This is a genomic window from Aquihabitans sp. McL0605 (genome assembly GCF_049993875.1).
Taxonomy (GTDB): Bacteria; Actinomycetota; Acidimicrobiia; order Acidimicrobiales; family Iamiaceae; genus Aquihabitans.
Map to the genome: position 1 here is coordinate 2,996,074 of NZ_CP188252.1, position 20,450 is coordinate 3,016,523.

The following is a 20,450-nucleotide window of genomic DNA, read 5'->3' on the forward strand; positions in this document are numbered from 1 at the left end:
GGAGGGTCGCGGGGCGGATGGAGCGCGCCGGAGCGACGCAGGACGACGACCACGGAACAAGGATCGACCGGGTGCACCAAGCAGGGACCGCCGGCGGGCGACGGCCCTGGCGCCGCGCCCTGGCGCTGGCGCTCGTCGTCGCCTCGGCTGTCGGCCTCCCTGCCGCGGCCGAAGCCGGGCCGGCCCCCACCGCGGCACCGAGCGTCGGGCCCGCCACGGCGTCCGCCGCCGCGCCGGGCACGAGGGCCCAGGCCGCACCGGCCGCGCCGGAGGCGACGAGCGCGTCGGGGCAGGGCGATCCCTCGGTGGCCGATCAGATGGAGGCCATCGCCGACGACAAGGCGAGCCGGACGCCCGCCGAGCAGAAGGTCGACTCCAACCTCCTCTACGCGGTCCAGGAGGACGCGACGGGCGTCGCCGTGGAGGGGGCGCCCGAGCTCCGCAGCACGGTCACCCCCGACGCCGGATCGGTGCTCGTCGACATCGATGCCGAGGTGACCCCCGCGCTGCTCCGATCCATCGCGACGAGCGGCGGCTCGGTCGTGGCGAGCGTCCCGGCCTACGGCGCGGTGCGGGCCGAGGTGCCGCTCGATGCGGTGGTGACCCTCGCGGGTCGCGGCGAGGTGGCCGAGGTGCGGCCGGCGGACGAGGCCACCACCAACCGGGTGGCCGGCGACGCGGCCACGTCGTCGGCCGGCAGCGCCGCCAGCGAGGCCGACGTGGTCCACGGGGCCGACACCGTCCGCGCCGACTACGCGCTCGATGGCGCGGGCGTGAAGGTGTGCGTGCTGTCCGACGGCGTCGACAGCCTGGCGCTGCGCCAGGGCAGCGGCGACCTCCCCGCGGTCGACGTGGTGAGCGGCCAGGAGGGGACCGGCGACGAGGGCACGGCGATGCTCGAGCTGATCCACGACATCGCCCCGGGCGCCGGCCTCGGCTTCGCCAGCGGGTTCAACGGGCAGGCCTCGTTCGCCCAGAACATCGTCGCCCTGCGCGCGTCGGGCTGCGGCATCATCGTCGACGACATCACCTACTTCGCCGAGCCCACGATGCAGGACGGGCCCGTGGCCCAGGCCATCTCCACCGTCCGGGCGCAGGGCGCCACCTACTTCACCTCGGCGGGCAACGGCGGCAACCTCGCCGACGGCACGTCGGGCACCTGGCAGGGCGACTTCCAGGACGCCGGGGCCTCGGCCGCTCCGCTCCCCACCGGGATGCGCGTGCACGGCTGGGGCCACGGCGTCGGGTACAACGCGATCACGGCCACCGGCGGCCAGCTCAACCTGCAGTGGTCCGATCCCGTGGGGGCCTCGGCCAACGACTACGACCTGTACCTCCTCAACAGCGACGGCACCGCGATCACCAGTTCGTCGACGAACATCCAGAGCGGTACGCAGAACCCGGCCGAGTCGATCAGCACCTCGCCCGTCGGCGGCCGCGTGGTCGTCACCAAGAAGGCGGCCGCGGCCAGCCGCTACCTGGTCCTCTACACCAACCGCGGCCGGCTCGCGTACGGGACCGGCGGCTCGGTCCGCGGCCACAACGCCAGCGTCGACGCGGTGTCGGTGGCGGCCACGCCGGCGGCCGCCGCGCTGAACGGGTCGAGCCCGACCGGTCCGTACCCCGGGCTGTTCACCAGCTCCAGCGTCAGCGAGGTGTTCTCGTCCGACGGTCCCGTCCGGCAGTACTTCACGCCATCGGGCGCGGCGATCACCCCGGGGAACCTCACGGCCACCGGCGGGGTGGCGCGCAACGCCGTCGACCTCACCGCCGCCGACGGCATCACCACGGCCACCGCCGGCTACAACCCGTTCTTCGGCACCTCGGCCGCCGCGCCCGACGCCGCCGCGCTGGCGGCCCTGGCGCTCGAGGCGAAGCCCTCGCTCACGCCGGGCCAGCTGGAGGCCGCCATGGCGGCGAGCGCCCTCGACATCGAGGCCGCGGGGGTCGACCCCGACACCGGCGCGGGCATCGTGATGGCGCGGGCGCTCCTGGTGGCCGTCGGGGCCACGGGCCGGGCGAAGCTCGCGGCCGGGACCACCACGATCACGCCCCAGGCCGGCGATGGCGACGGGTTCGTCGAGCCCGGTGAGACGGCCACCGTCTCGACGCTGCTCACCAACGCCGGCGTGGCCCCGGCCACCGGCATCACCGCCACGTTGACCTCCGACTCGGCCGACGCCACGGTCATCCAGGGCACGACGAGCTACGGCCCCATCGCCCCAGGCGCCACCGGGTCGCCCACCGGGACGCCGCTGCGCATCGCGGTGGCGCCCGGGTGCGCGTGCGGCGCCACCCTCTCGCTCACCCTCACCGTGTCCTACGCGGGCGGATCGCAGCCCGCCGTCGAGCTCCCGGTGCGGGTCGTCGTGGGCCAGCCCGCAGCCGTCGACGACGTGGCCTACCGCGGCGGTGTCGTGGCCGTCCCCGACAAGAGCGCAGCGGGCGGGAGCGCGTCGGTGTCGGTGGCCTCGACGGCGCTCATCCAGGGCCTCACCGTGACCATCGGCGGCAGGGCGTGCTCGGCCGCCTCTGGGTCCACCACGGTCGGGATCGACCACTCCTACGTGGGCGATCTCACCCTCTCGCTGACCTCGCCCCACGGGACCACAGCCGTGCTGATGGCGCGAGCCGGCGAGAGCGGCAACAACCTCTGCCAGACGGTGTTCAGCGACGCCTCGGACACGCCCATCCAGGACCAGCCCTCCACCGCAGCGCCCTTCACGGGCACGTTCAGGCCGGCCACGCCGCTCAGCGCCTTCGACGGGGAGGACCCCCACGGCACGTGGACGCTCAAGGCCGTCGACTCGGCCTCGGGCGACACCGGCTCGATCCGGGCCTTCTCCCTCCAGCTCGCCGGCTCCACGTGCGCGCGGGCCAGCACCGGCGAGGGGCCGCCCGTGGCCACCGCCGACTCGTACGCGGCGGTCTCGGGGCGGGCCCTCACGGTCGCCGCGCCCGGCGTCCTCGCCAACGACACCGACCCCGGAGGCCACCCGCTCACGGCGTCGATCGTCACCGGCGCCCAGCACGGCCTGGTGGCCCTCCGCGACGACGGGTCGTTCACCTACACCGCCACCGCCGGCTACTCCGGCCCCGACTTCTTCGCCTACCGGGCCTTCGACGGCACCGACCTCTCCGACACCGTGCTGGCGAACATCCAGGTGGCCACGCCGACCCAGGCCTACGTCGCCGCGGTCTACCGCGACTTCCTCAGCCGTACCGCCGACGCCGGCGGCCAGGCGTACTGGAGCGGGCGCCTCGACACCGGCAAGGAGACCCGCGCCTCGTTCGTGCTGAAGATGTCTCGGTCCCACGAGTACTCGGTGAAGATCGTGACCCGGGCGTTCACCGACGTGCTCGGGCGCACCCCCGATCCGTCGGGTCGCGAGTACTGGGCCGACCGGGTGCAGGCCGGCATGCCGATCGCCACGCTCGTCCTCAACCTCACGGCGTCCAACGAGTACCTCGGCCACACCGGCGGCACGACCACCGGGTTCGTCGACGCCACGTTCCAGGCCATCTTCGGCCGGGTCCCGTCCACCGGCGAGCGCGCCTCGTGGGTCGCCAAGCTCGACGGCGGCACCTCGCGGCTGTCGATGGCCAAGCAGCTCTACGCCACCAACGAGTCCCGTCGGCGGCGCGTCACGGTCCAGTACGTCGATCTGCTCCGCCGCCAGCCCACCGCCGCCGAGCTCAGCGCCGGCGTCGCCCAGCTGGCCACGTCGTCCGACATCAGGCTGGCCATCGCCCTCGGATCGAGCGACGAGTACTACGCCGCAGCCCTGGTGCGCTGACCGGCATCACCCCGGGTGCGGTCGGGCCTCTCGCGCCACCAGGGCCTTGATGGCCAGCGCCTCGCCCGGCCGGACGTTCCGGTCCAGCAGCCGATCCTCGGCGGCGGCCGCCAACACGGCGCGGGCCTCCTCGACGACGCCGCTGGCTCGCAGGAACGTGGCGACCAGGCGCTTGCGGATCCACGGCGTGATGGCCCGCTCGGCGCGCACGAAGGCCCGGTGCGGGAGGGAGCCGGTGATCGGTTCGTCGTCGAGCTCGAACGCGGCCATGAGGATCCACGACAGGGCGACGTCGGCGGCCGGGTCGCCCCGCTGCACGTTGGTCCAGTCGATCACCACCGGTCCGTCGGGCGAGAGGATCACGTTGCCCGGATGGAGGTCGCGGTGGAGCACGGCGTCGCCGGGCACGTGGTAGGCCACGAGCCCGGGTGGCGGCGTGATCCGGTGCAGGCGGGTGTGGAGGTCGGCCAGGGTGCGGGCGTGGCGGTCGATCCGCCAGGGGTGCGCCTCGAGGTCGTCGAGCATCGTCGGGCCGTCGATGCGGGCCAGGACCATCTCCCCGGGACCGACCCGGAACACCTCCGGCACCGGGTAGCCCGTGGCCCGGATCGCCTCCATGGCGGTGGCTTCGGGCAGCAGGTCGCGCTGGGGACCAGGGATGCGGCGCAGGACGCGGTCGGTCCCGATCGCGTGGATGGTGGCGTCGCGCCCGGCGGCGATCTGCCGCCCGACCTCGTCGTCCGGCGTGCGCCTCTCGTCGACGTCCATCGGCCGAGGGTAGGCCCCGGCTCGATCAGGAGGCGGCGGCGACCCGTTCGAGGAGGGGGACGTAGGTGGCGAGCGGAGGGATCGCCAGGCCGTCGACCTTGCCGCCGTCGTCCCAGGCCCGGAGCCGCACGGCGTCGAGGTGGGTGGGCCGCTTCTCGAACGCAGCCACCTCGTCGGCGGCCATCGGCCCGCCCTGGCGCTCCAGGCTGGCGGTGGACCCGGCCGACAGCCCCTGGTGGTACGTGGGCTCGACGGCGCACCGGTAGCGCTTGGCCGCCACGTGCAGCGCGATCGGCCCGGTGACCGCGGGCGGGAACACGGGGGCCAGCCACCGGGCGCCTCGGGCCTCGTGGTGCAGGTCGACGGCGTCGTCGAGATCACGGTGGTCGTGGTGGTTCCGGTCGCGCAGGTCGAGGAGGTGGCCCACGTCGTGCAGCAGGGCGGCGGCCACCAGCTCGTCGGTGGCGCCGTCGGCCACGGCGAGCGCCGCGGTCTGCAGGGCGTGGTCGAGCTGCGACACCTCCTCGTCGTACGGGTCGCTGGCCCACCCGTCGAACAGGGCCAGCACGTCGGCGACCGAGGCGGCGGGCATCAGACGGCGCGTCCCTGGAAGTCGTTGATCAGCGACACCTGGACCATGCCGTCGGCCCGGCCGCCCTCGGCGGTGAAGCGGGCCACCTTCTCGGCGTAGTAGTCGGCGCGGAGGTCGCCCTCGGCGAGCGCGTTGTAGGTGGGGTAGAGGGCGCGGCGGGGCACGCCGGAGTCGTTGGGGCCGCTGCGGTGCGGGGTGCGCGAGTGGAACCACAGCGTCCAGCCGGCGGGGACCTCGACGGCCTTCCACTCGTACGACGCCACCAGGTCGGGCGCGATGCAGCCGCCGTCGTCCATCGCCAGCACCTCGTGGTGCATGCCCTCCACCACCTCGAGGCAGCCGTTCTGGAGCGTGGCGTCGTCGACCGCCACCATGCACGAGACGTGCGCATCGATGAACGGGTAGGCGGGCGCGTCCTGGTGCGGTGCGTACCCGGCGCCGCCGGCCAGCTTGTAGTTGACCTTCTCCTTGTAGAGCACGGCCGGCTGGCCGAGCAGCGCCGAGGCCGTGTCGAGCAGCTGTCCTGTCGTGAGGAGATCGCGGAGCCCCTTGTGGAACGGGATGATGTTCTCGCTGCGGCAGAGCTTGGGCCCCTGGTCGGTGAGCTCGCGGTGGTGCATCCACCCCTGGCCGTCGTCGGGCCACGCCGCCACCTCGTCGACCCACGACTGGAGCTCCGCCACCCCCTCGGCGTCGAGCGTCTGGGTGAGCAGCCAGCCGGTCTCGCGGAAGTGGGCCACGCCTGCGGCCAGGTCATCGGTGGTGGTGTCCATCGGCCACCGAGTCTGCCCGCTGGCCGGGCCGACGCGCCCCGACCCGGGCGGAAGCCCAGGTGGACGGGTAGGTGCGCCGTTAGGTTCGAGCCGTGGAAGACGTGTTCCCCGTCCTGCCGTTCCGCTCGGAGCTGTACTCGCCCGACGAGCTGTTCGCCGGCTTCTCCGTCGACGATCCCGCGTCGTACGCGTCGACGCCCGACTTCCGCGCCTACCGGTCGACGCTCCTCGCGCCCAACCGAGAGGTGGGGATGTTGCGGGCCCTCCACGACCAGTCGGTCACCGAGCAGCGGACCACCCTGCTGGAAGGGCGGCGGGTGGTGGCGATCATGGGCGGCCACGCCATGGCCCGCGACGACGCTGCGTACCAGCAGGTGGCCACGCTCGCCCGGTCGCTCACCCGCGACGGCGTGCTCGTCGTGTCGGGCGGCGGGCCCGGAGCGATGGAGGCCACCCACCTCGGCGCCGTGCTGGCCAACGCGGGTGACCTGGCGCTCACCTCGGCGCTGGCCGACCTGGCCACGGTGCCGGACTTCCCGCCCGCCGCGGGCCTGGTGGCGCCCGGCGGTGTGGTCGACATCGACATGCTGGCGGCGATCCACCGGTGGCAGGTGCCGGCGTTCCGGCTGCTCGCCGAGCTCGACCCGGGCGGCCGAGGCGAGAGCCTGGCCATCCCCACCTGGTTCTACGGACACGAGCCGCCGACACCGTTCGCGTCGCACATCGCCAAGTACTTCTCGAACCCGCTGCGGGAGGACGGGCTGCTCTCCATCGCCGTCGACGGCGTCGTCTACGCGCCCGGCAGCGCGGGCACGGTGCAGGAGATCTTCCAGGACGCCACGCAGAACGTGTACCGGGTCGTCGACGGCCGGTTCAGCCCGATGGCGTTCCTCGACACCGACGCGTGCTGGAGCGAGCGGCTGCCCGTCCTGCCCGTCCTGCAGGCCCTCTTCGGCGACCCGCAGTACCGCGAATCGGTCGTCGTGACGCCAGAACCAGGGGAGATCCTGGCGTTCCTCGAGCGCCGGTGAGCAGCCGTCGAGCGGAGGGGTGCTTGCATCAGGTGGTGCGGCCGACAACGCTGGTCCGGATGCACCCCACCGATCGGCACCCTCGATGACCGCACCCGAAGCTCGGCCTGGCGGCCTCGACAGCAATGTCCGTGGCCTCCTGGTGCTCGCTGTGGCGCTGGTGGTGGGCTTCCTGCTGCTGTTCAGCTGGGGCGACGGCGGCAGCAGCGGCAACAAGAGCGCGGCCGACACCAACAGCGGCCCGGCCACCACGGCAGCCCTGGGTGGCACCACCACCACGGCGGCCGAGGGCACCACCACCACCGCCGCTTCGGGTCACACCCCCTCGGAGGTCAAGGTGGTCGTGCTGAACGGCAGCGGCCAGACCGGCGCCGCCGGCACCGTGTCGAGCACCATCGGGCAGAGCGGTTACACGATGAACACGCCGGGCAACGCCGCGGCGGCCACCACCACCACCATCTACTACGCACCCGACTTCCAGGCCGACGCCATCGCCGTCGCCGGGGTGATCGGCAAGAACACCGACGCGGTGAAGCCCATCGCCGACGTTCCGGCCGGGACCGCCGTGGGTGATGCCGATGTGGTCGTCGTGCTGGGTGCCGACCAGCCGCCCGTCTCCGGCACCACCACCACCACGGCTGCTGGCGGCAGCACCGGCTCCACCACCACCACCACGGGCTGACGCGCCGCCGTCGCCTTGCGGCCGCGGCCCCGTCCCTGTCTCGCCGTGCCCCTCGACCTCGCCTCCGTGGTGGCGCCGCTGCGCGCCGATCCGGCGGCCACCGTGCTGCTGTTCGACTTCGACGGCACGCTGTCTCCGGTGGTCGACGACCCCGCGGCGGCCACCGCCCTGCCCGGGGTGACCGAGCTGCTCGAGGAGCTGGCCGGGTCGTACCGGCTGGTGGGCGCCGTGTCGGGGCGGCCGGTGGCGTTCCTCGCCGGGGTGCTCCCGTCCTCCGTCGCGCTCTCCGGGCTCTACGGCCTGGAGCGCCGGGTGGGCGGCGAGGTGGTCGGGCACCCCGAGGCACCGCGTTGGCGCCCGGTGGTGGCCGAGGCGGTGCGGGAGATCGAGGCGGCCACGGCCCCGGGCACCGAGCTCCACGGCATCGGCGTCGAGCCCAAGGGCCTGTCCATCACGCTCCACGTCCGCACCCGCCCCGAGCTGCAGGACGGCGCCGAGCTCCTGGCCCGACAGGTGGGCGGCCGCCTCGCCCTCGACATCCGGCCCGCCAAGATGTCCGTCGAGCTCCACCCACCCATCCCGGCCGACAAGGGCAGCGCCCTGCGAGACCTCGCGGGTGACGCCACCGGGGTGCTGTTCGCCGGCGACGACGTGGGCGACCTGCCGGCGTTCGCCGCGCTCGACCACCTCGGGTTGGGCGAACGAGGCGTGTCGGTGGCGATCGACGGGCCCGAGCTGCCCGACGACGTGCGCCGCCGCGTCCAGCTGGTCCTGCCCGACCAGCTGGCCATCGTGCGCCTGCTCGAGGCGCTGCGGCCCTGATCGCCCGGCCGGTCGGCAGCGGCCGGACCGCCTTCTAGGGTGACCCCGATGGACGCCAGCGACACCGTGGAGCACCAGGGTCGACCGATCGTCATCGTGTCCAACCGAGGCCCGGTGTCGTTCGAGGTCGACGGCGACGCGCCCGACGGGGTCCGGGCCCGCCGCGGAGCGGGCGGCCTGGTGAGCGGGCTCGGGCCGATGGTGCGCGACACCGACACCATCTGGGTGGCGGCGTCGATGACCGACGGCGACCGGGTCGTCGCCGGCCGCGGCGTCACCACCGCCGAGGGGTTCCGGGTGCGGCTCATCGACATCGACCCCGACACCTGGGTGGCCTTCTACGACCGGGTGTGCAACGAGGCCCTGTGGTTCGCGCACCACGGGCTGTTCGACCCGGTCTACGAGCCATCGTGGCCCTCGGGGTGGGCCGATGGGCCGTGGGAGGCCTACCGGCAGGTGAACCAGGCGTTCGCCGCGGCGGTGGCCCGGGACGCCCCGGCCGACGCCGTCGTGCTCGTGCAGGACTACCACCTGTGCCTGATGGCCCCCGCCCTGCGCGAGGCCCGCCCCGACCTGCACCTGGTGCACTTCTCGCACACGCCGTTCGCCCCGCCCGCCTGGCTGCGGATGCTGCCTGGGGCCGTGGGCCGGGAGCTGCTCGACGGCATGGCCGCCCACCACGCGTGCGGCTTCCACTCGCCTCGGTGGGAGCACGACTTCACCGACTCGTGCGCGGCGCTGGGCGTGCCGGCGTGCCGCACGTTCGTGGCGCCGCTCGGCCCCGACGAGGCTGACCTGGAGGCCACAGCATCGGCTCCCGCCACGCAGGCCGCGCGTGCCGAGCTCGACGAGCTGGTGGGCGACCGCGCCTTCATCGTGCGCGTCGATCGGCTCGAGCTGTCGAAGAACGTGCTGCGCGGGTTCGACGCGTACGAGGCGCTGCTCGATGCCGAGCCGCACCGGCACGGCACGGTGGTCTTCGGGGCGTTCGTGTACCCCTCGCGCCAGGGGGTGCCGGCGTACGACCGGTACGCGCAGGCCGTGGCCGCCCGCGTCGCCGAGGTCAACGAGCGCTTCGGCACCGCCACCTGGACGCCCATCGCCTACGACCCCCACGACGACTACCCCCGCTCGGTCGCCGCGCTCCAGCGGGCCGACGTGGTGCTGGTCAACCCCATCCGCGACGGGCTCAACCTCGTCGCCAAGGAGGCGGCCCTGCTCACCCGCCGCGACGGGCAGCTCGTGCTGTCGCCCGAAGCGGGGGCCTGGGACGAGCTCGGCGGCAACGGCGCCTGGCGCGCCGACCCGTTCGACGTGGGCGCCACGGCCCGCGCCCTGGGCGACGCGCTCGACGCGCCGCCCCCCGAGCGGGCGCGCCGGGCCCGCGAGCTGCGGGCGGCGGCGGCCGCCCGCACGCCGGCGCGGTGGCTGGCCGATCAGCTCGCCGCCGGCGAGGCCTGAACGCGGCGTGTCGCGGGCGTCGGGTGCCAGGGGTCGGCCGGGTCGGGCACCATGGGTGCGTGCGCATCCTCGCCGCCCCCGACAAGTTCCGTGGCACCGCCACGGCCTCGGAGGCGGCCGCGGCCATCGCCGCCGCCGGCCGCGGTGTCCGGGCCCGCACCCGCCAGGTGCCGATGAGCGATGGCGGCGAAGGGTTCACCGAGGCCTTCGGTGGCGCCAACAAGGTCAGTGTGGTCACCGGTCCGCTGGGCGATCCGGTCCCGGCCGGCTGGCGGCTCTCGGGCCGCACGGCGGTGATCGAGATGGCCCAGGCGTCGGGCCTGCTGCTGGCGGGCGGCGCCGAGGCCAACGACCCCATCGCCGCGTCCACCGCCGGCACGGGTGAGCTGATCGTCGAGGCGCTCGATGGCGGGGCCAAGCGGATCTTCGTCGGCCACGGCGGCTCGGCCACCACCGACGGCGGCCTGGCGGCGCTCCGGGCCCTGTTCCCGGCGGCTCGGCTCAAGGGCGTCGACCTCGTGGCGGCGGTCGACGTCCACTGCCGCTTCCTCGACGCCGCCGAGCAGTTCGCCCCGCAGAAGGGCGCCACCGCCAGCCAGGTGCAGCTGCTGTCGCGCCGGCTCGAGCGCCTCGCCCAGGTGTACCTCGAGGACCACGGCGTCGACGTCACCACGATCGACGGCGGCGGCGCGGCCGGCGGCCTGGCGGGCGGGCTGGCCGCGGTCGGGGCCACGGTCGAGTCGGGGTTCGAGCTGATCGCCGACGAGCTCGACCTGGCCACCGCGGTCGAGGAGGCCGACCTGGTGGTCACCGGCGAGGGCTTCCTCGACGAGGCCTCGTTCGACGGCAAGGTGGTGGGCGGGCTCGCCGGGCTGGCCGCCGAGTTCGGCGTCCCGATCCTGGTGGTGGCGGGCGAGGTGTTCGACGGGGTGGGCGACCGCGTGCCCGCGGTCTCCCTGGTCTCCTCGTTCGGCCGTGAGCGGGCGATGGCTGACACGGCGGCGTGCATCACCGAAGCCGTCGCCGCCCACCTCGCCTCCCTCTGACCCCGCCCCCGGGGGCGAGCAAGGCCGGGACGGCGAACGTATGGTGCGGCCATGACCGATCTCGCTGATGTCGCCGCCCTCGATGCCACCGCCCAGGCCGAGCTGGTCCGCTCGGGTCAGGTGACCGCCGCCGAGCTGGTGGAGGGTGCCGTGGCGCGTGCCGAGAAGGTGAACGGCGAGATCAACGCGATCATCCACCCGCGCTACCAGGAGGCCATCGCCGAAGCGCACGAGCCGCTGCCGGAGGGACCCTTCACCGGCGTGCCGTTCGTGCTGAAGGACCTCGACGGCACCGCCGCCGGCCAGCCCCTCCACTGCGGCACCAAGTTCCTCAAGGACCACGGGTACATCGCCCCGCACGACTCGGAGCTGACCACCCGGTTCCGCAACGCAGGCCTGGTCTTCATCGGCCGCACCAACACCCCCGAGCTGGGCCTGGTGACCACCACCGAGCCCGAGGCCTACGGGCCCAGCCGCAACCCGTGGGACCTGGGTCGGTCCACCGGCGGCTCCAGCGGTGGATCGGCCGCCGCGGTGGCGGCGGGCATCGTGCCGATGGGCCACGCCGGCGACGGCGGCGGCTCGATCCGCATCCCGGCGTCGGAGTGCGGACTGGTCGGGCTCAAGCCCACCCGCGGCCGTTCCACCTTGGGCCCCGACCTGGGCGAAGCGTGGGGTGGCCTGGTCGCCCGGCTGGCGGTCACCCGCTCGGTCCGCGACACCGCCGCCCTCCTCGATGCCGTGGCCGGTCCCGGCGTGGGTGATCCCTACTGGGCGCCGCCGCCGGCGCGGCCCTACGTCGACGAGCTCACCGCCGATCCCGGCAGCCTCCGCATCGGCTGGACCGCCACCTCGTTCGATGGCGGCGTCGAGGTCGACCCGCAGGTGGCGGCGGCCACGGAGGCCACCGCCAACCTGCTGGAGCAGCTGGGCCACCGCGTCGAGCAGGCGTCACCGTCGGCGTTCGCCGACGGCTCGGCCACGGCCCACTTCCTCACCGCCTACACGGCCTGGGTGGCGCTCGAGCTCGACCACCTCTCCGAGCTGGTGGGCGCGCCGCTCACCGAGGACGGCTTCGAGGCCGGCACCTGGGCCATCGCCGAGGCGGGCCGGCTGGTGAGCGCCACCCAGTACCTGGCCGCGATCGACGGGCTCCACGCCATCACCCGTCGCGCCGTGGCGTGGTGGGAGGTCGACGGGTTCGACCTGCTGCTGACCCCGACCCTGCCGGAGCTGCCGCCCACGCTCGGCCAGTTCCGCTCCACCAAGGAGGAGCCGCTCACGGGGCTGTTCCGGTCCGTGTCGCCGTCGGCGTTCAACGCGCCGTTCAACATCACCGGCCAGCCCGGCATCTCGGTGCCGTTGCACGTCAGCGAGGAGGGCCTGCCGATGGGCATGCAGCTCGTGGCCGCACCTGCCCGCGAGGACGTCCTGATCCGCATCGCCGCCCAGCTCGAGCAGGCCCACCCGTGGGCCGACCGCCGCCCGCCGGTGTGGACCGGCGCCTGACCGGCTCGCGCCTGAGCACGGGTGGCGGGAGCCCGCGCCGGTCAGTTCGCCGGGTGGACCGGGAGCAGATCGGTGATGGCCATGGCGGTGGCCACCGCATCGCCGTCGAAGGTGGCGGGGAAGGCCTCGGCCTGGCGCCAGCTCGCTAGGTCGAGGGCCAGGTGTCGCTCGATGTGGGCTTGCGGGCCGTCGGGGTGGACGCGGGTGGCCACGGCCACCGCGTCGGCGCGGTCGCCGACGACCAGGTCGATCGTCCACCGCCCCACCCGGTAGCCGGCGCGGACCGTGGTGCCCTGGTCGTGGAGGACCCCGGCCACCGCCGCGGTCCACGGGTCGGCCGGGCCGGCGTCGGGCGGCTGCTCGGGCTCGTGGTCGGCCCAGCGGAGGTAGTCGGCGAGCAGCCCCTGGTGGGGCGCGTCGTGGGCCACCAGCACGACGAACCGCTGGCGGGCCCGCGTGATGAGCACGTTGAACAGGTTGGGGTCCTCGAGGAACGCCCGGCTCCGTCCAGCCTCGCTGGTGTTGAAGGACGCGATGACGACGTCGCACTCGGCGCCCTGCATGCCGTGGACGGTGGCCACCCGCACCCGGCCGGTCTGGAGCTGCTCGATCGGGATGCGCTCGCCGACGGCGCGGCGCAGCGCATCGACCTGCGGCCGGTACGGGCTGACCACGCCGATGGACCCGGTGGTGGAGGCGAGGAGCTCGGCGACCAGGTCGACGGCGTGGGTCACCTCGGCCTGGTTGACGCCCTTCGTCCGCTCGCCGTCGATCCGGTGGACGTCGATGGCGAGGAGGTGCTCGTTGCGCGGGTGCCGCGTGGCCACGGTGAGGCGGCCGTCGTAGAAGCGCTGGGCCGAGAACCCGATCAGGTGGGGGACGCAGCGGAAGTGCTCGTCGAGGAAGGCCACCGGCGAGGACGACGCGGCCAGGTCGAAGGCGCTGACCCGGCGCAGGTCGGGGCGGTCGTGGAGCTCGCTGATCCCCTCGGTCCGCAGCGCCGCGCGCACCTGGCCGTCGGACAGGAAGGACACGAACCGCAGCTGCCGGGGATCGCCGATGACGAGCGCCCGCTCGGCGCGGAGCAGGGCGGCGCTGGCGGCGAGCTGGTCGATCTGGGATGACTCGTCGAGGATCACCAGGTCGAACGCGGCGGCCGTGGCGGGCAGGAGGTGCTCGATGTCGCCGAGCGTCCCGACCCAGAGGGGCAGGGCCTTGGTGAGCTGGTGGACGTCGATGGCGGCCAGGTGCGAGTGGCGGGCGGCCCGGCCGGAGCGGAGCGCGGTGGCCAGCGCGGCGACGGCGCGGCGGGCGTCGCCGTCGGGCCGCTCGGCCAGGTCCTGCGCCAGGTCCTTGGCGAGGGCGGTGCGGTGGACGCGCTCGGCGTCGACGAGCGTGGCCCAGCGCTGGTCGGCTTGGGTGCGGTCGCCGGGCGCGGCGCGGCGCGCCCGCTCGCGCACCCGCGCCAGCTCCACGGCGTGGGCGAGGTCGTCGAGGCTCGTGGTGCTGGGTGCGCCGACGAGCGTGCGCAGCGCGCGCTCGGCGCGCCGCAGCCGCCACGAGGCGAACACGCCGCGGACCTGGCGGCAGCGCTCCAGCAGGGCGTCGGCATCGGCGGGACGGACGGTGGCGTCGACGTCGAGGAGCAGCGGTGCGTCGTCGAGCCGGGCCGGCAGCGTGGTGCAGAGCGTGCGCCAGGCTGCGTCGGCCGCCAGGGCGTCGAGGTCGGCGTCGATCGCGGTGGTCAGCGTGCCGACGGTGGCCGCCGCGGCGGTGTCGCGGTGGGCGGGGTCGGCGGTGGTGGGTGCCCCGATGCCATCGGCCAGCTTCTCGGCCAGCGTGCCGGCGCGCTCGCCGCCGCCGAACAGCACGGGCGTGGGGCCGGGGACGCGGTCGAGCAGCTCGGCCAGGACGTCGGCGGCCATGGGGGACTGGGTGGCGACGAGCACCGACTGGCCCTTGCCGATGGCGTGGAGGGCGGCGGCCACCGCGGTCTGGCTCTTGCCGGTGCCGGGCGGGCCGGAGAGCACGGTGATCGGGTCGCGCCCGGCCCGGTGGATCACGTCGCTCTGGCGGTCGGTGAGCGGGAACGGTGAGGCGATCGGCGTGGAGCCCGGCGCGGTGCCGTCATCGGTCGCCTGGTCCGGCGCCGGCCCGAGGTACAGCGATGCGAAGGCGGAGCCGGCCGCGGCCGGGTTGGTGCTCCAGTTGGCCAGCGTCTCCTTGGGGCGTGACGGGTCGGCGCCGACGTCGGCGTAGACCCCGTACCCGGCGATCGCCACCAGGTCGGTCGAGGTGACCGATCGAGGATCGGTGGGGATCAGGATCTGACGGATCTTCGGCAGCCCCGACGCCGCCACCACGTGGTCGACCCAGTACCGCAGCATCGGCAGCCGGTCGAGGAGCGCCTGGGGCGTGGTGGCATCGAGGGCGCCGCCGCCGAACGTGGCCTCGGCCTCGAGCTGGGAGGCCACGTCGGGGTCTTCGATGAGCGGCCAGAGGTCCCAGGCCGTGATCGGCTCGATGGTGCACGTGGCGTCGGCCTTCTTGGTGATGGCGGGGAGCTGGTGGATGCGCACGGGCCGGCTCAGCAGGGGCAGGACCACCCGCTGCCGCTGCCCCTCGATCAGGGCGGTGCCGACCATCCAGAGCCAACCGAGGCGGAGGTCGGCGCTGTCGGGCGTGAGGGCGTCGTAGCGCTGGAGGCCCTGCAGGTCGGGGCTCGACACCGCCGCTGCGCCGGTGCCGACGGCCCCGAGCCGGGTGGGGTCGCCGTCGTCGGCGTTGCTCGGCAGAGCTCCGAGCCACGCCATCGCGGTGGGGCCGGAGCCGGAGACGTCGTAGCCCACCTTGCGGCGGTCGACCGCCAGCGTGGACAAGGCCCGCAGGATCGACGCGGTGGTGGCCTCGCGCTGCAGCCGCTCGTCGTCGCCGTGACCACCCATGGGGCCATTGTGCACCCGGCATCGCGGCCGGCCCGAACGCGCACGCGCGCCCACGTCAGCGCTGGTACGGTCGCCGCCCACAAGGGGACGACTCCGGGGGGAGACACACATGGGTTCACGACGCGCGCTTGCTGCCGCATTGTCTGCGGTGGTGCTGGGGGCGGGCATCGCGCTCGTCGCACCGGGGGTGGCGGGGGCCGATGGCGCCACGCCGCTGGAGGTGAGCTGCACCGGGATCCCGATCATCAACTCCACCACGGCCACCGCCTCGGTGACCGGCACCGACGACGTCGACCCGGTGGTCGCCGGGAGCGTCGTGAACGACACCCTCCACGTGCCGGTGCCGGTGGGCGATGTCCCCGTCGACGTCACCGTCACCGAGGTGAAGATCGTGGTCCCGATCCCGACGGGCGTGACCATCGACGACGTGACCTTCACCCCGTCGAGCTTCAGCGGCCAGACCTGGTCGGTCAGCGGCAGCTCGCTCACCGCCACGTTCACCGGCAGCGTGAAGATCACCAACGGCGGCACGCCGCCCTCGGTGCCCGACGTGCAGATGAAGACGACGGTGGCGGGCCCGGCCCGCACCATCTCGTGGACGTCCCCGACCTCCATCACCGCCAAGGCGAGCACGTTCCTCGGTCCGTTCAACGCCAGCTGCACCGCCACCAACCCCAACACGGTGCTGATCAGCACGACCGTCGTCGATCCGCCGAACCAGGCGCCGACGGCGACGGATCAGTCGGTGGCGGTGGCGTACGGAACGGCCAAGGCGATCACGCTGGCCGGGACCGATCCCGAGTCGAGCCCGCTGACGTTCGCGACGACGAGCAGCCCGGCGCACGGCGCCCTGTCGGGCACGGCCCCGAACCTGACGTACACGCCGGCGAACGGGTACTCCGGCCCGGACTCGTTCACGTTCTCGGCGTCGGACGGCTCGCTGTCGGACTCCGGCACCGTCTCGATCACCGTCGCGGCCCCGGTGGCGACGGTCCCCGGCGCACCCGCCATCGGCGCGGTGACGGCCGCCGAGGGCCAGGCCACGGTGGTGTGGACGGCGCCGCCATCCGACGGCGGGTCCGCCCTGACCGGCTACGTCGTGACGCCCTACGCCGCTGGCGTGGCCCGACCCACCGTGACCCTCCCCGCCGGGACCACCTCGACGACCATCACCGGCCTCGCCAACGGGGTGGTCCACACGTTCGAGGTGGCGGCCACCAACGCCGTGGGCACCGGCCCGCAGTCGGCCGCGTCGACCGCCGTCACCCCGCAGTGGTGGATGCCCTGGACCTCCGGCCCCGTGGCCGTCACCGAGATGTACACGTGGCTCACGGGCCAGGCGCCCACCAGCGCCGAGAAGGCGTCGTGGCTGGCCCAGCTCAACAGCGGCGCCAAGCTCCCCGGCGACCTCGTGGCGGCGCTGCGCACCGGCACCGACGCCACCGTGAACGTCGACCCGACGGTGCGGCTGTACTCCGCCTACCTGGTCCGGGTGCCCGACGCGAACGGCCTGAACTACTGGCTGGGCAAGAAGCGCAGCGGGTGGTCGCTCACGAAGATCTCCAGCAGCTTCGCCGCGTCGAGCGAGTTCACGAACCGCTACGGGCCGCTGTCGAACAAGGCCTTCGTCGACAAGATCTACGAGAACGTGCTGGGCCGCCCCGGTGAGGCGTCCGGCGTGGCCTACTGGACGGCGCAGCTCGACCAGAAGAAGAAGAACCGCGGCCAGGTGATGACCAACTTCTCCGAGTCGAGCGAGTACAAGCGCAAGCAGGTGGGCAACACCGACGCCGCGGTGATCTACATCCACCTCCTCGGCCGCACCCCCACGCTGGTCCAGCGCAACGCCTTCGCTGCCGCCCTGGCCCTCCCCACCTCACTGGCCACCCTGGTCCGCGACCAGATCCACCAGCCGTCGTTCGCCACCCGCGCCGGCTGATGCGCAGCGGGTGCTCGGGCCGATCCGAGCACCCGCTCCGGATCGGGCGCCGGCCCCGCCGCGGTCAGGCGCCGTCGAGGCGGTCCAAGATGTCGTCCTCGCGGGCCAGCACCGCGTCGAGCGCGGCGCGCAGCTCGTCGCTCGGCGGCTCCATCCAGAACTCGATGGCCTCCACGGCCCGCAGCTCACGAGGGGTGAGGGCGAGCGGATCGAGCAGGTCGGCGGCGCGGCCCAGCTCGCTGGCCGCCAGGACCGGGTCGGCGAGCAGCTTGTCGAGCGCGATGGGCTTGGCGAGCGGGAGCAGCTCGACCTCGGCGTAGGACCGGGCCAGCGTCTCCGTGCCGTCGGGCACGATGCCGGCCTCGCCCGGGAGGAGCGCGGTGCCCGCGGGGAGCGAGAGGCACGGTGCCACCACCTCGCCCACCGCCCAGATGCCGATCACGCGAGACCGGTCGGTCCGGACGAGGAAGCAGGGCTGGCCCGGCTCCATCTGCGCGGCCCGCTCTGACGACGGGATCGGGCAGCGCCACACCTGGCCGAAGCGGGCGAGGGCGGCATCGACGTCGAGCGCATCCTGACCGGCCCGCAGCACCCATCCGCCGAACGGGAGCTCCCCATCGGTGGTCGGGTCAGCGGGAGGCGTCATGGTCCGATGCTGCCACGCGCTCCCGTGCCGCCTGACGATCGGCGGGCGCTGCCGTAGCGTCGCGTCGTGGACACCTTCTCCCTGATCGCCGCCGAACGCCTCCGTCTCGCCGACGAGCTCCAGGACCTGGCCGACGACGACTGGGATCGGCCGTCGCTCTGCGGCGAGTGGACCAACGGCGAGGTCCTCGCCCACCTCGACGTCCCGTTCACCATGGGCGTGGTCGGCTTCCTCACGGGGATCGTCAAGGCCGCAGGCAGCTTCGACCGGGCCAACGCCCGCTTCGCGATCGACCTGGCCGACCGGACCGACCCCGACGCGTGCATCGAGATCCTGCGGGCCAACGCCGCCCACCGCTTCACGCCGCCGGGCTTCGGGCCCGAGGCGCCGCTGACCGATGTGATCGTCCACGGCATCGACATCCTCCAGCCGCTCGGCCGATCCGTGGCGGTCGCGCCGGAGGCGCTGGCGGTCTCGCTGCCGTTCCTGCTCACCCGCAAGGCCGGGCGCGGCTTCGGCGCCGTCCGCTCCGACGATCTGCGCCTCGAGCCCGACGACCTCGACCTCCCGCTCGGCGAGGGCGACCACCTGGTCCAGGGTCCCGCCCTGGCGATGGCGGGCGCGCTGGCCGGCCGGGCCGCGTGCGTGGCCCAGCTCCAGGGCCCGGGCGCCGACCTCCTGCGCGTCCGCGCCTGAGTCCAGCTGGCTGCTGCTCGCGGCCCCGCGAGGGTCGGCCGGTCGCCAGTAGCGTGCTGTCATGCCCAGCGACCTCGCCCTCAAGACCATGAACGCCGCCCACCGGTTGGTCCTCAAGGTGTCGTTCGGCAAGATCGGGTGGAGCGCCAGCGGCATGAAGGTGCTCGAGCTGACCACCACCGGGCGCAAGAGCGGCCAGAAGCGCTCGGTCATGCTCACCTCGCCGCTCCAGGAGGGCGACGCCATCGTGGTGGTCGCCTCCCGCGGCGGCGACGACACCCATCCTGCGTGGTTCCTCAACCTGCGAGACGACCCGAAGGTCGAGGTGGCCTACGCCGGGGCGGCCGCCAAGCCCTACCTCGCCGCGGTCGCGGGAGCCGACGAGCGGGCCCGCCTGTGGCCCACCATCACCAGCAGCCACGAGAACTACGCCGGGTACCAGGAGAAGACCGAGCGGGAGATCCCCCTGGTGCTGCTCACCCCCGCTGGCTGACCCATGGCAGGCTGAAGGAGATGGCCGAGCTTCCCAAGAAGGCGTCGAAGGACCTCAAGCGGGTCTCGATCTCGCTGGCCCTCATCGCGCTGCAGCGGCTCAGCGACCCCGACGTCCGGGCCCAGCTGGCCAAGCAGGGCCGCTCGATCTCCGACAACGCCAAGGAGTGGCGGGCCGAGCGCAGCTCGCGCCGGGCCCAGCTCGCCGCCGACGGCGTCGACCCGGCACCGGCCGCCATCGCCGACCGCTTCGGGCGCCGCAAGCTCGAGCGCCGGGTGCAGCGGCTGCGGGCCTCGGTGCTGGGTCTGGGCGAGGGCCGGCCCGAGCTGGCGCGAGAGCTCGATCCGGTGCTCGCCGCGCTCGAGGAGGTCACCTCGGCGATCGACGTGGCCGAGCTGCTCCCGTTCGCCAAGCGCGTGCGGGCCCACCAGAAGGTCGACCGGGTGCTGGACGGGCTCGAAGCCGGGCTGTTCGAATCGGCGCTCCCGCAGATGCCGCCGCTTCCCCAGTAGCGATGCGCGCCCATCCCTGGCTGGAAGGGTGTCCAGGGTGGATGATCAGGGGGACCGTCCACCGTGAGGAGCTCCCCATGCCCGTCGCCCCTGCTCGTCGTGCCCCTCGAACCGAGCGGTCCGGTGCCCGCCGCACCGCCGGCGTCGGCGTCGCCATCGCCGTCGCGCTGGTCCTCCTGGCCGCCTGCGACGTGCCCGTCAGCCCCGCCGGCAAGGTGTTCGACGCCTGGAAGGCCGACAACCCGGCGGCGGCCACCTCCACCATGATCACCAGCTCGGCCAAGACCCAGCTCTTCAGCCAGCCGTACACCACCACCGCCAAGTGGGGCTTCATCACCTGCCAGGGCACGGCCGGCACCACCTACTGCACGTGGGTGAACAAGCTCGAGGGCCGGCTGATCCTGGGCGTCACCAGCCAGACCCACAAGGTGAGCTCGGTGCAGCGCATCTCGCTCGGCAGCAACGAGGCCGGGCGCACCTTCCACGCCTGGCGCACCGGCAGCCTGTCGTCCGTCGCCGCCTACGCCACGCCCGCCGCCCGGGCCGAGCTGGCCGGCCTCACCTACAAGCCGGCCGACCACTGGCTCCCCGACGGGTGCCAAGGGGCCGCCGGCTCGCTGTTCTGCACCTGGTACCGCGAAGACGGCGCGTCGCTCACCCTCCAGGTCGACAACGTGAGCAGCCCCAAGCAGGTGATCGACGTGACCGGCACCATCTTCGGGCCCTGACCGGCAGCAG

General features: G+C 74.1%; 17 protein-coding genes. 12 read left to right on the forward strand and 5 right to left on the reverse strand.

Annotated elements, in window-relative coordinates; translation table 11 throughout:
- Positions 1-71: 71 nt before the first annotated feature.
- Positions 72-3,797, forward strand: coding sequence for a DUF4214 domain-containing protein (locus ACPPVX_RS13880; protein ID WP_426571153.1), 3,726 nt, complete (start codon positions 72-74; stop codon positions 3,795-3,797).
- 6 nt (positions 3,798-3,803) lie between these two features.
- On the opposite strand, the gene ACPPVX_RS13885 is transcribed toward ACPPVX_RS13880, so the two are convergent.
- Genes ACPPVX_RS13885 through ACPPVX_RS13895 form a run of 3 tightly spaced genes read right to left on the reverse strand, consistent with a single transcriptional unit; the run spans position 3,804 to position 5,930 of the window.
- The gene (locus ACPPVX_RS13885) at positions 3,804-4,565 is read right to left on the reverse strand and encodes a phosphotransferase family protein (protein ID WP_426571154.1); all 762 of its coding nucleotides are present in this window, start codon (positions 4,563-4,565) and stop codon (positions 3,804-3,806) included.
- A 25-nt stretch (positions 4,566-4,590) separates the two neighbouring features.
- Complete coding sequence (locus tag ACPPVX_RS13890; protein WP_426571155.1) at positions 4,591-5,157, reverse strand: HD domain-containing protein; 567 nt, start codon at positions 5,155-5,157, stop codon at positions 4,591-4,593.
- Positions 5,157-5,930, reverse strand: coding sequence for a phytanoyl-CoA dioxygenase family protein (locus tag ACPPVX_RS13895; protein ID WP_426571156.1), 774 nt, complete (start codon positions 5,928-5,930; stop codon positions 5,157-5,159). Before ACPPVX_RS13895 ends, ACPPVX_RS13890 begins: the two co-directional genes overlap by 1 nt.
- Positions 5,931-6,022: 92 nt before the next feature.
- On the opposite strand from ACPPVX_RS13895, the gene ACPPVX_RS13900 reads away from it, so the two are divergent.
- The 6 genes from ACPPVX_RS13900 to ACPPVX_RS13925 all read left to right on the forward strand — a co-directional run bounded on the left by ACPPVX_RS13900 (position 6,023) and on the right by ACPPVX_RS13925 (position 12,481).
- Positions 6,023-6,961 (forward strand): LOG family protein, encoded by a 939-nt coding sequence (locus tag ACPPVX_RS13900; RefSeq protein WP_426571157.1) that lies wholly within the window; start codon positions 6,023-6,025, stop codon positions 6,959-6,961.
- Between the two features lie 85 nt (positions 6,962-7,046).
- Positions 7,047-7,643 (forward strand): LytR C-terminal domain-containing protein, encoded by a 597-nt coding sequence (locus ACPPVX_RS13905; protein ID WP_426571158.1) that lies wholly within the window; start codon positions 7,047-7,049, stop codon positions 7,641-7,643.
- A 45-nt stretch (positions 7,644-7,688) separates the two neighbouring features.
- Positions 7,689-8,465: a trehalose-phosphatase gene (otsB, locus tag ACPPVX_RS13910; protein ID WP_426571159.1), complete on the forward strand. Its 777-nt coding sequence runs from the start codon at positions 7,689-7,691 to the stop codon at positions 8,463-8,465.
- A gap of 48 nt (positions 8,466-8,513) precedes the next feature.
- A complete protein-coding gene (locus ACPPVX_RS13915) occupies positions 8,514-9,926 on the forward strand; it encodes an alpha,alpha-trehalose-phosphate synthase (UDP-forming) (RefSeq protein WP_426571160.1) in 1,413 nt (470 codons plus the stop codon).
- A gap of 59 nt (positions 9,927-9,985) precedes the next feature.
- Positions 9,986-10,972, forward strand: a complete 987-nt coding sequence (locus tag ACPPVX_RS13920; protein WP_426571161.1) for a glycerate kinase — start codon at positions 9,986-9,988, stop codon at positions 10,970-10,972.
- Between the two features lie 51 nt (positions 10,973-11,023).
- Positions 11,024-12,481 (forward strand): amidase, encoded by a 1,458-nt coding sequence (locus tag ACPPVX_RS13925; RefSeq protein ID WP_426571162.1) that lies wholly within the window; start codon positions 11,024-11,026, stop codon positions 12,479-12,481.
- Between the two features lie 41 nt (positions 12,482-12,522).
- Here the strand turns inward: ACPPVX_RS13925 and ACPPVX_RS13930 are convergent, their stop codons facing one another.
- Positions 12,523-15,426 carry a DEAD/DEAH box helicase gene (locus ACPPVX_RS13930; RefSeq protein WP_426571163.1) on the reverse strand — a complete coding sequence of 968 codons (2,904 nt, stop codon included), beginning with the start codon at positions 15,424-15,426 and terminating at the stop codon, positions 12,523-12,525.
- Positions 15,427-15,535: 109 nt separating this feature from the next.
- Between ACPPVX_RS13930 and ACPPVX_RS13935 the strand changes: the two genes are divergently transcribed.
- Entirely contained in the window at positions 15,536-17,365 is a 1,830-nt protein-coding gene (locus ACPPVX_RS13935) for a DUF4214 domain-containing protein (RefSeq protein WP_426571164.1), read from the forward strand.
- A gap of 64 nt (positions 17,366-17,429) precedes the next feature.
- On the opposite strand, the gene ACPPVX_RS13940 is transcribed toward ACPPVX_RS13935, so the two are convergent.
- A complete protein-coding gene (locus tag ACPPVX_RS13940) occupies positions 17,430-18,011 on the reverse strand; it encodes a hypothetical protein (protein ID WP_426571165.1) in 582 nt (193 codons plus the stop codon).
- A 66-nt stretch (positions 18,012-18,077) separates the two neighbouring features.
- On the opposite strand from ACPPVX_RS13940, the gene ACPPVX_RS13945 reads away from it, so the two are divergent.
- The 4 genes from ACPPVX_RS13945 (at position 18,078) to ACPPVX_RS13960 (ending at position 20,440) form a co-directional block, all read left to right on the forward strand.
- On the forward strand, positions 18,078-18,707 hold the full coding sequence (locus ACPPVX_RS13945) for a maleylpyruvate isomerase family mycothiol-dependent enzyme (RefSeq protein WP_426571166.1): 630 nt from the start codon (positions 18,078-18,080) through the stop codon (positions 18,705-18,707).
- 61 nt (positions 18,708-18,768) lie between these two features.
- The gene (locus tag ACPPVX_RS13950) at positions 18,769-19,200 is read left to right on the forward strand and encodes a nitroreductase/quinone reductase family protein (protein ID WP_426571167.1); all 432 of its coding nucleotides are present in this window, start codon (positions 18,769-18,771) and stop codon (positions 19,198-19,200) included.
- A gap of 20 nt (positions 19,201-19,220) precedes the next feature.
- Positions 19,221-19,712, forward strand: coding sequence for a hypothetical protein (locus ACPPVX_RS13955; RefSeq protein ID WP_426571168.1), 492 nt, complete (start codon positions 19,221-19,223; stop codon positions 19,710-19,712).
- A gap of 77 nt (positions 19,713-19,789) precedes the next feature.
- Positions 19,790-20,440, forward strand: a complete 651-nt coding sequence (locus ACPPVX_RS13960; protein ID WP_426571169.1) for a hypothetical protein — start codon at positions 19,790-19,792, stop codon at positions 20,438-20,440.
- The last annotated feature ends 10 nt before the right edge of the window (positions 20,441-20,450 follow it).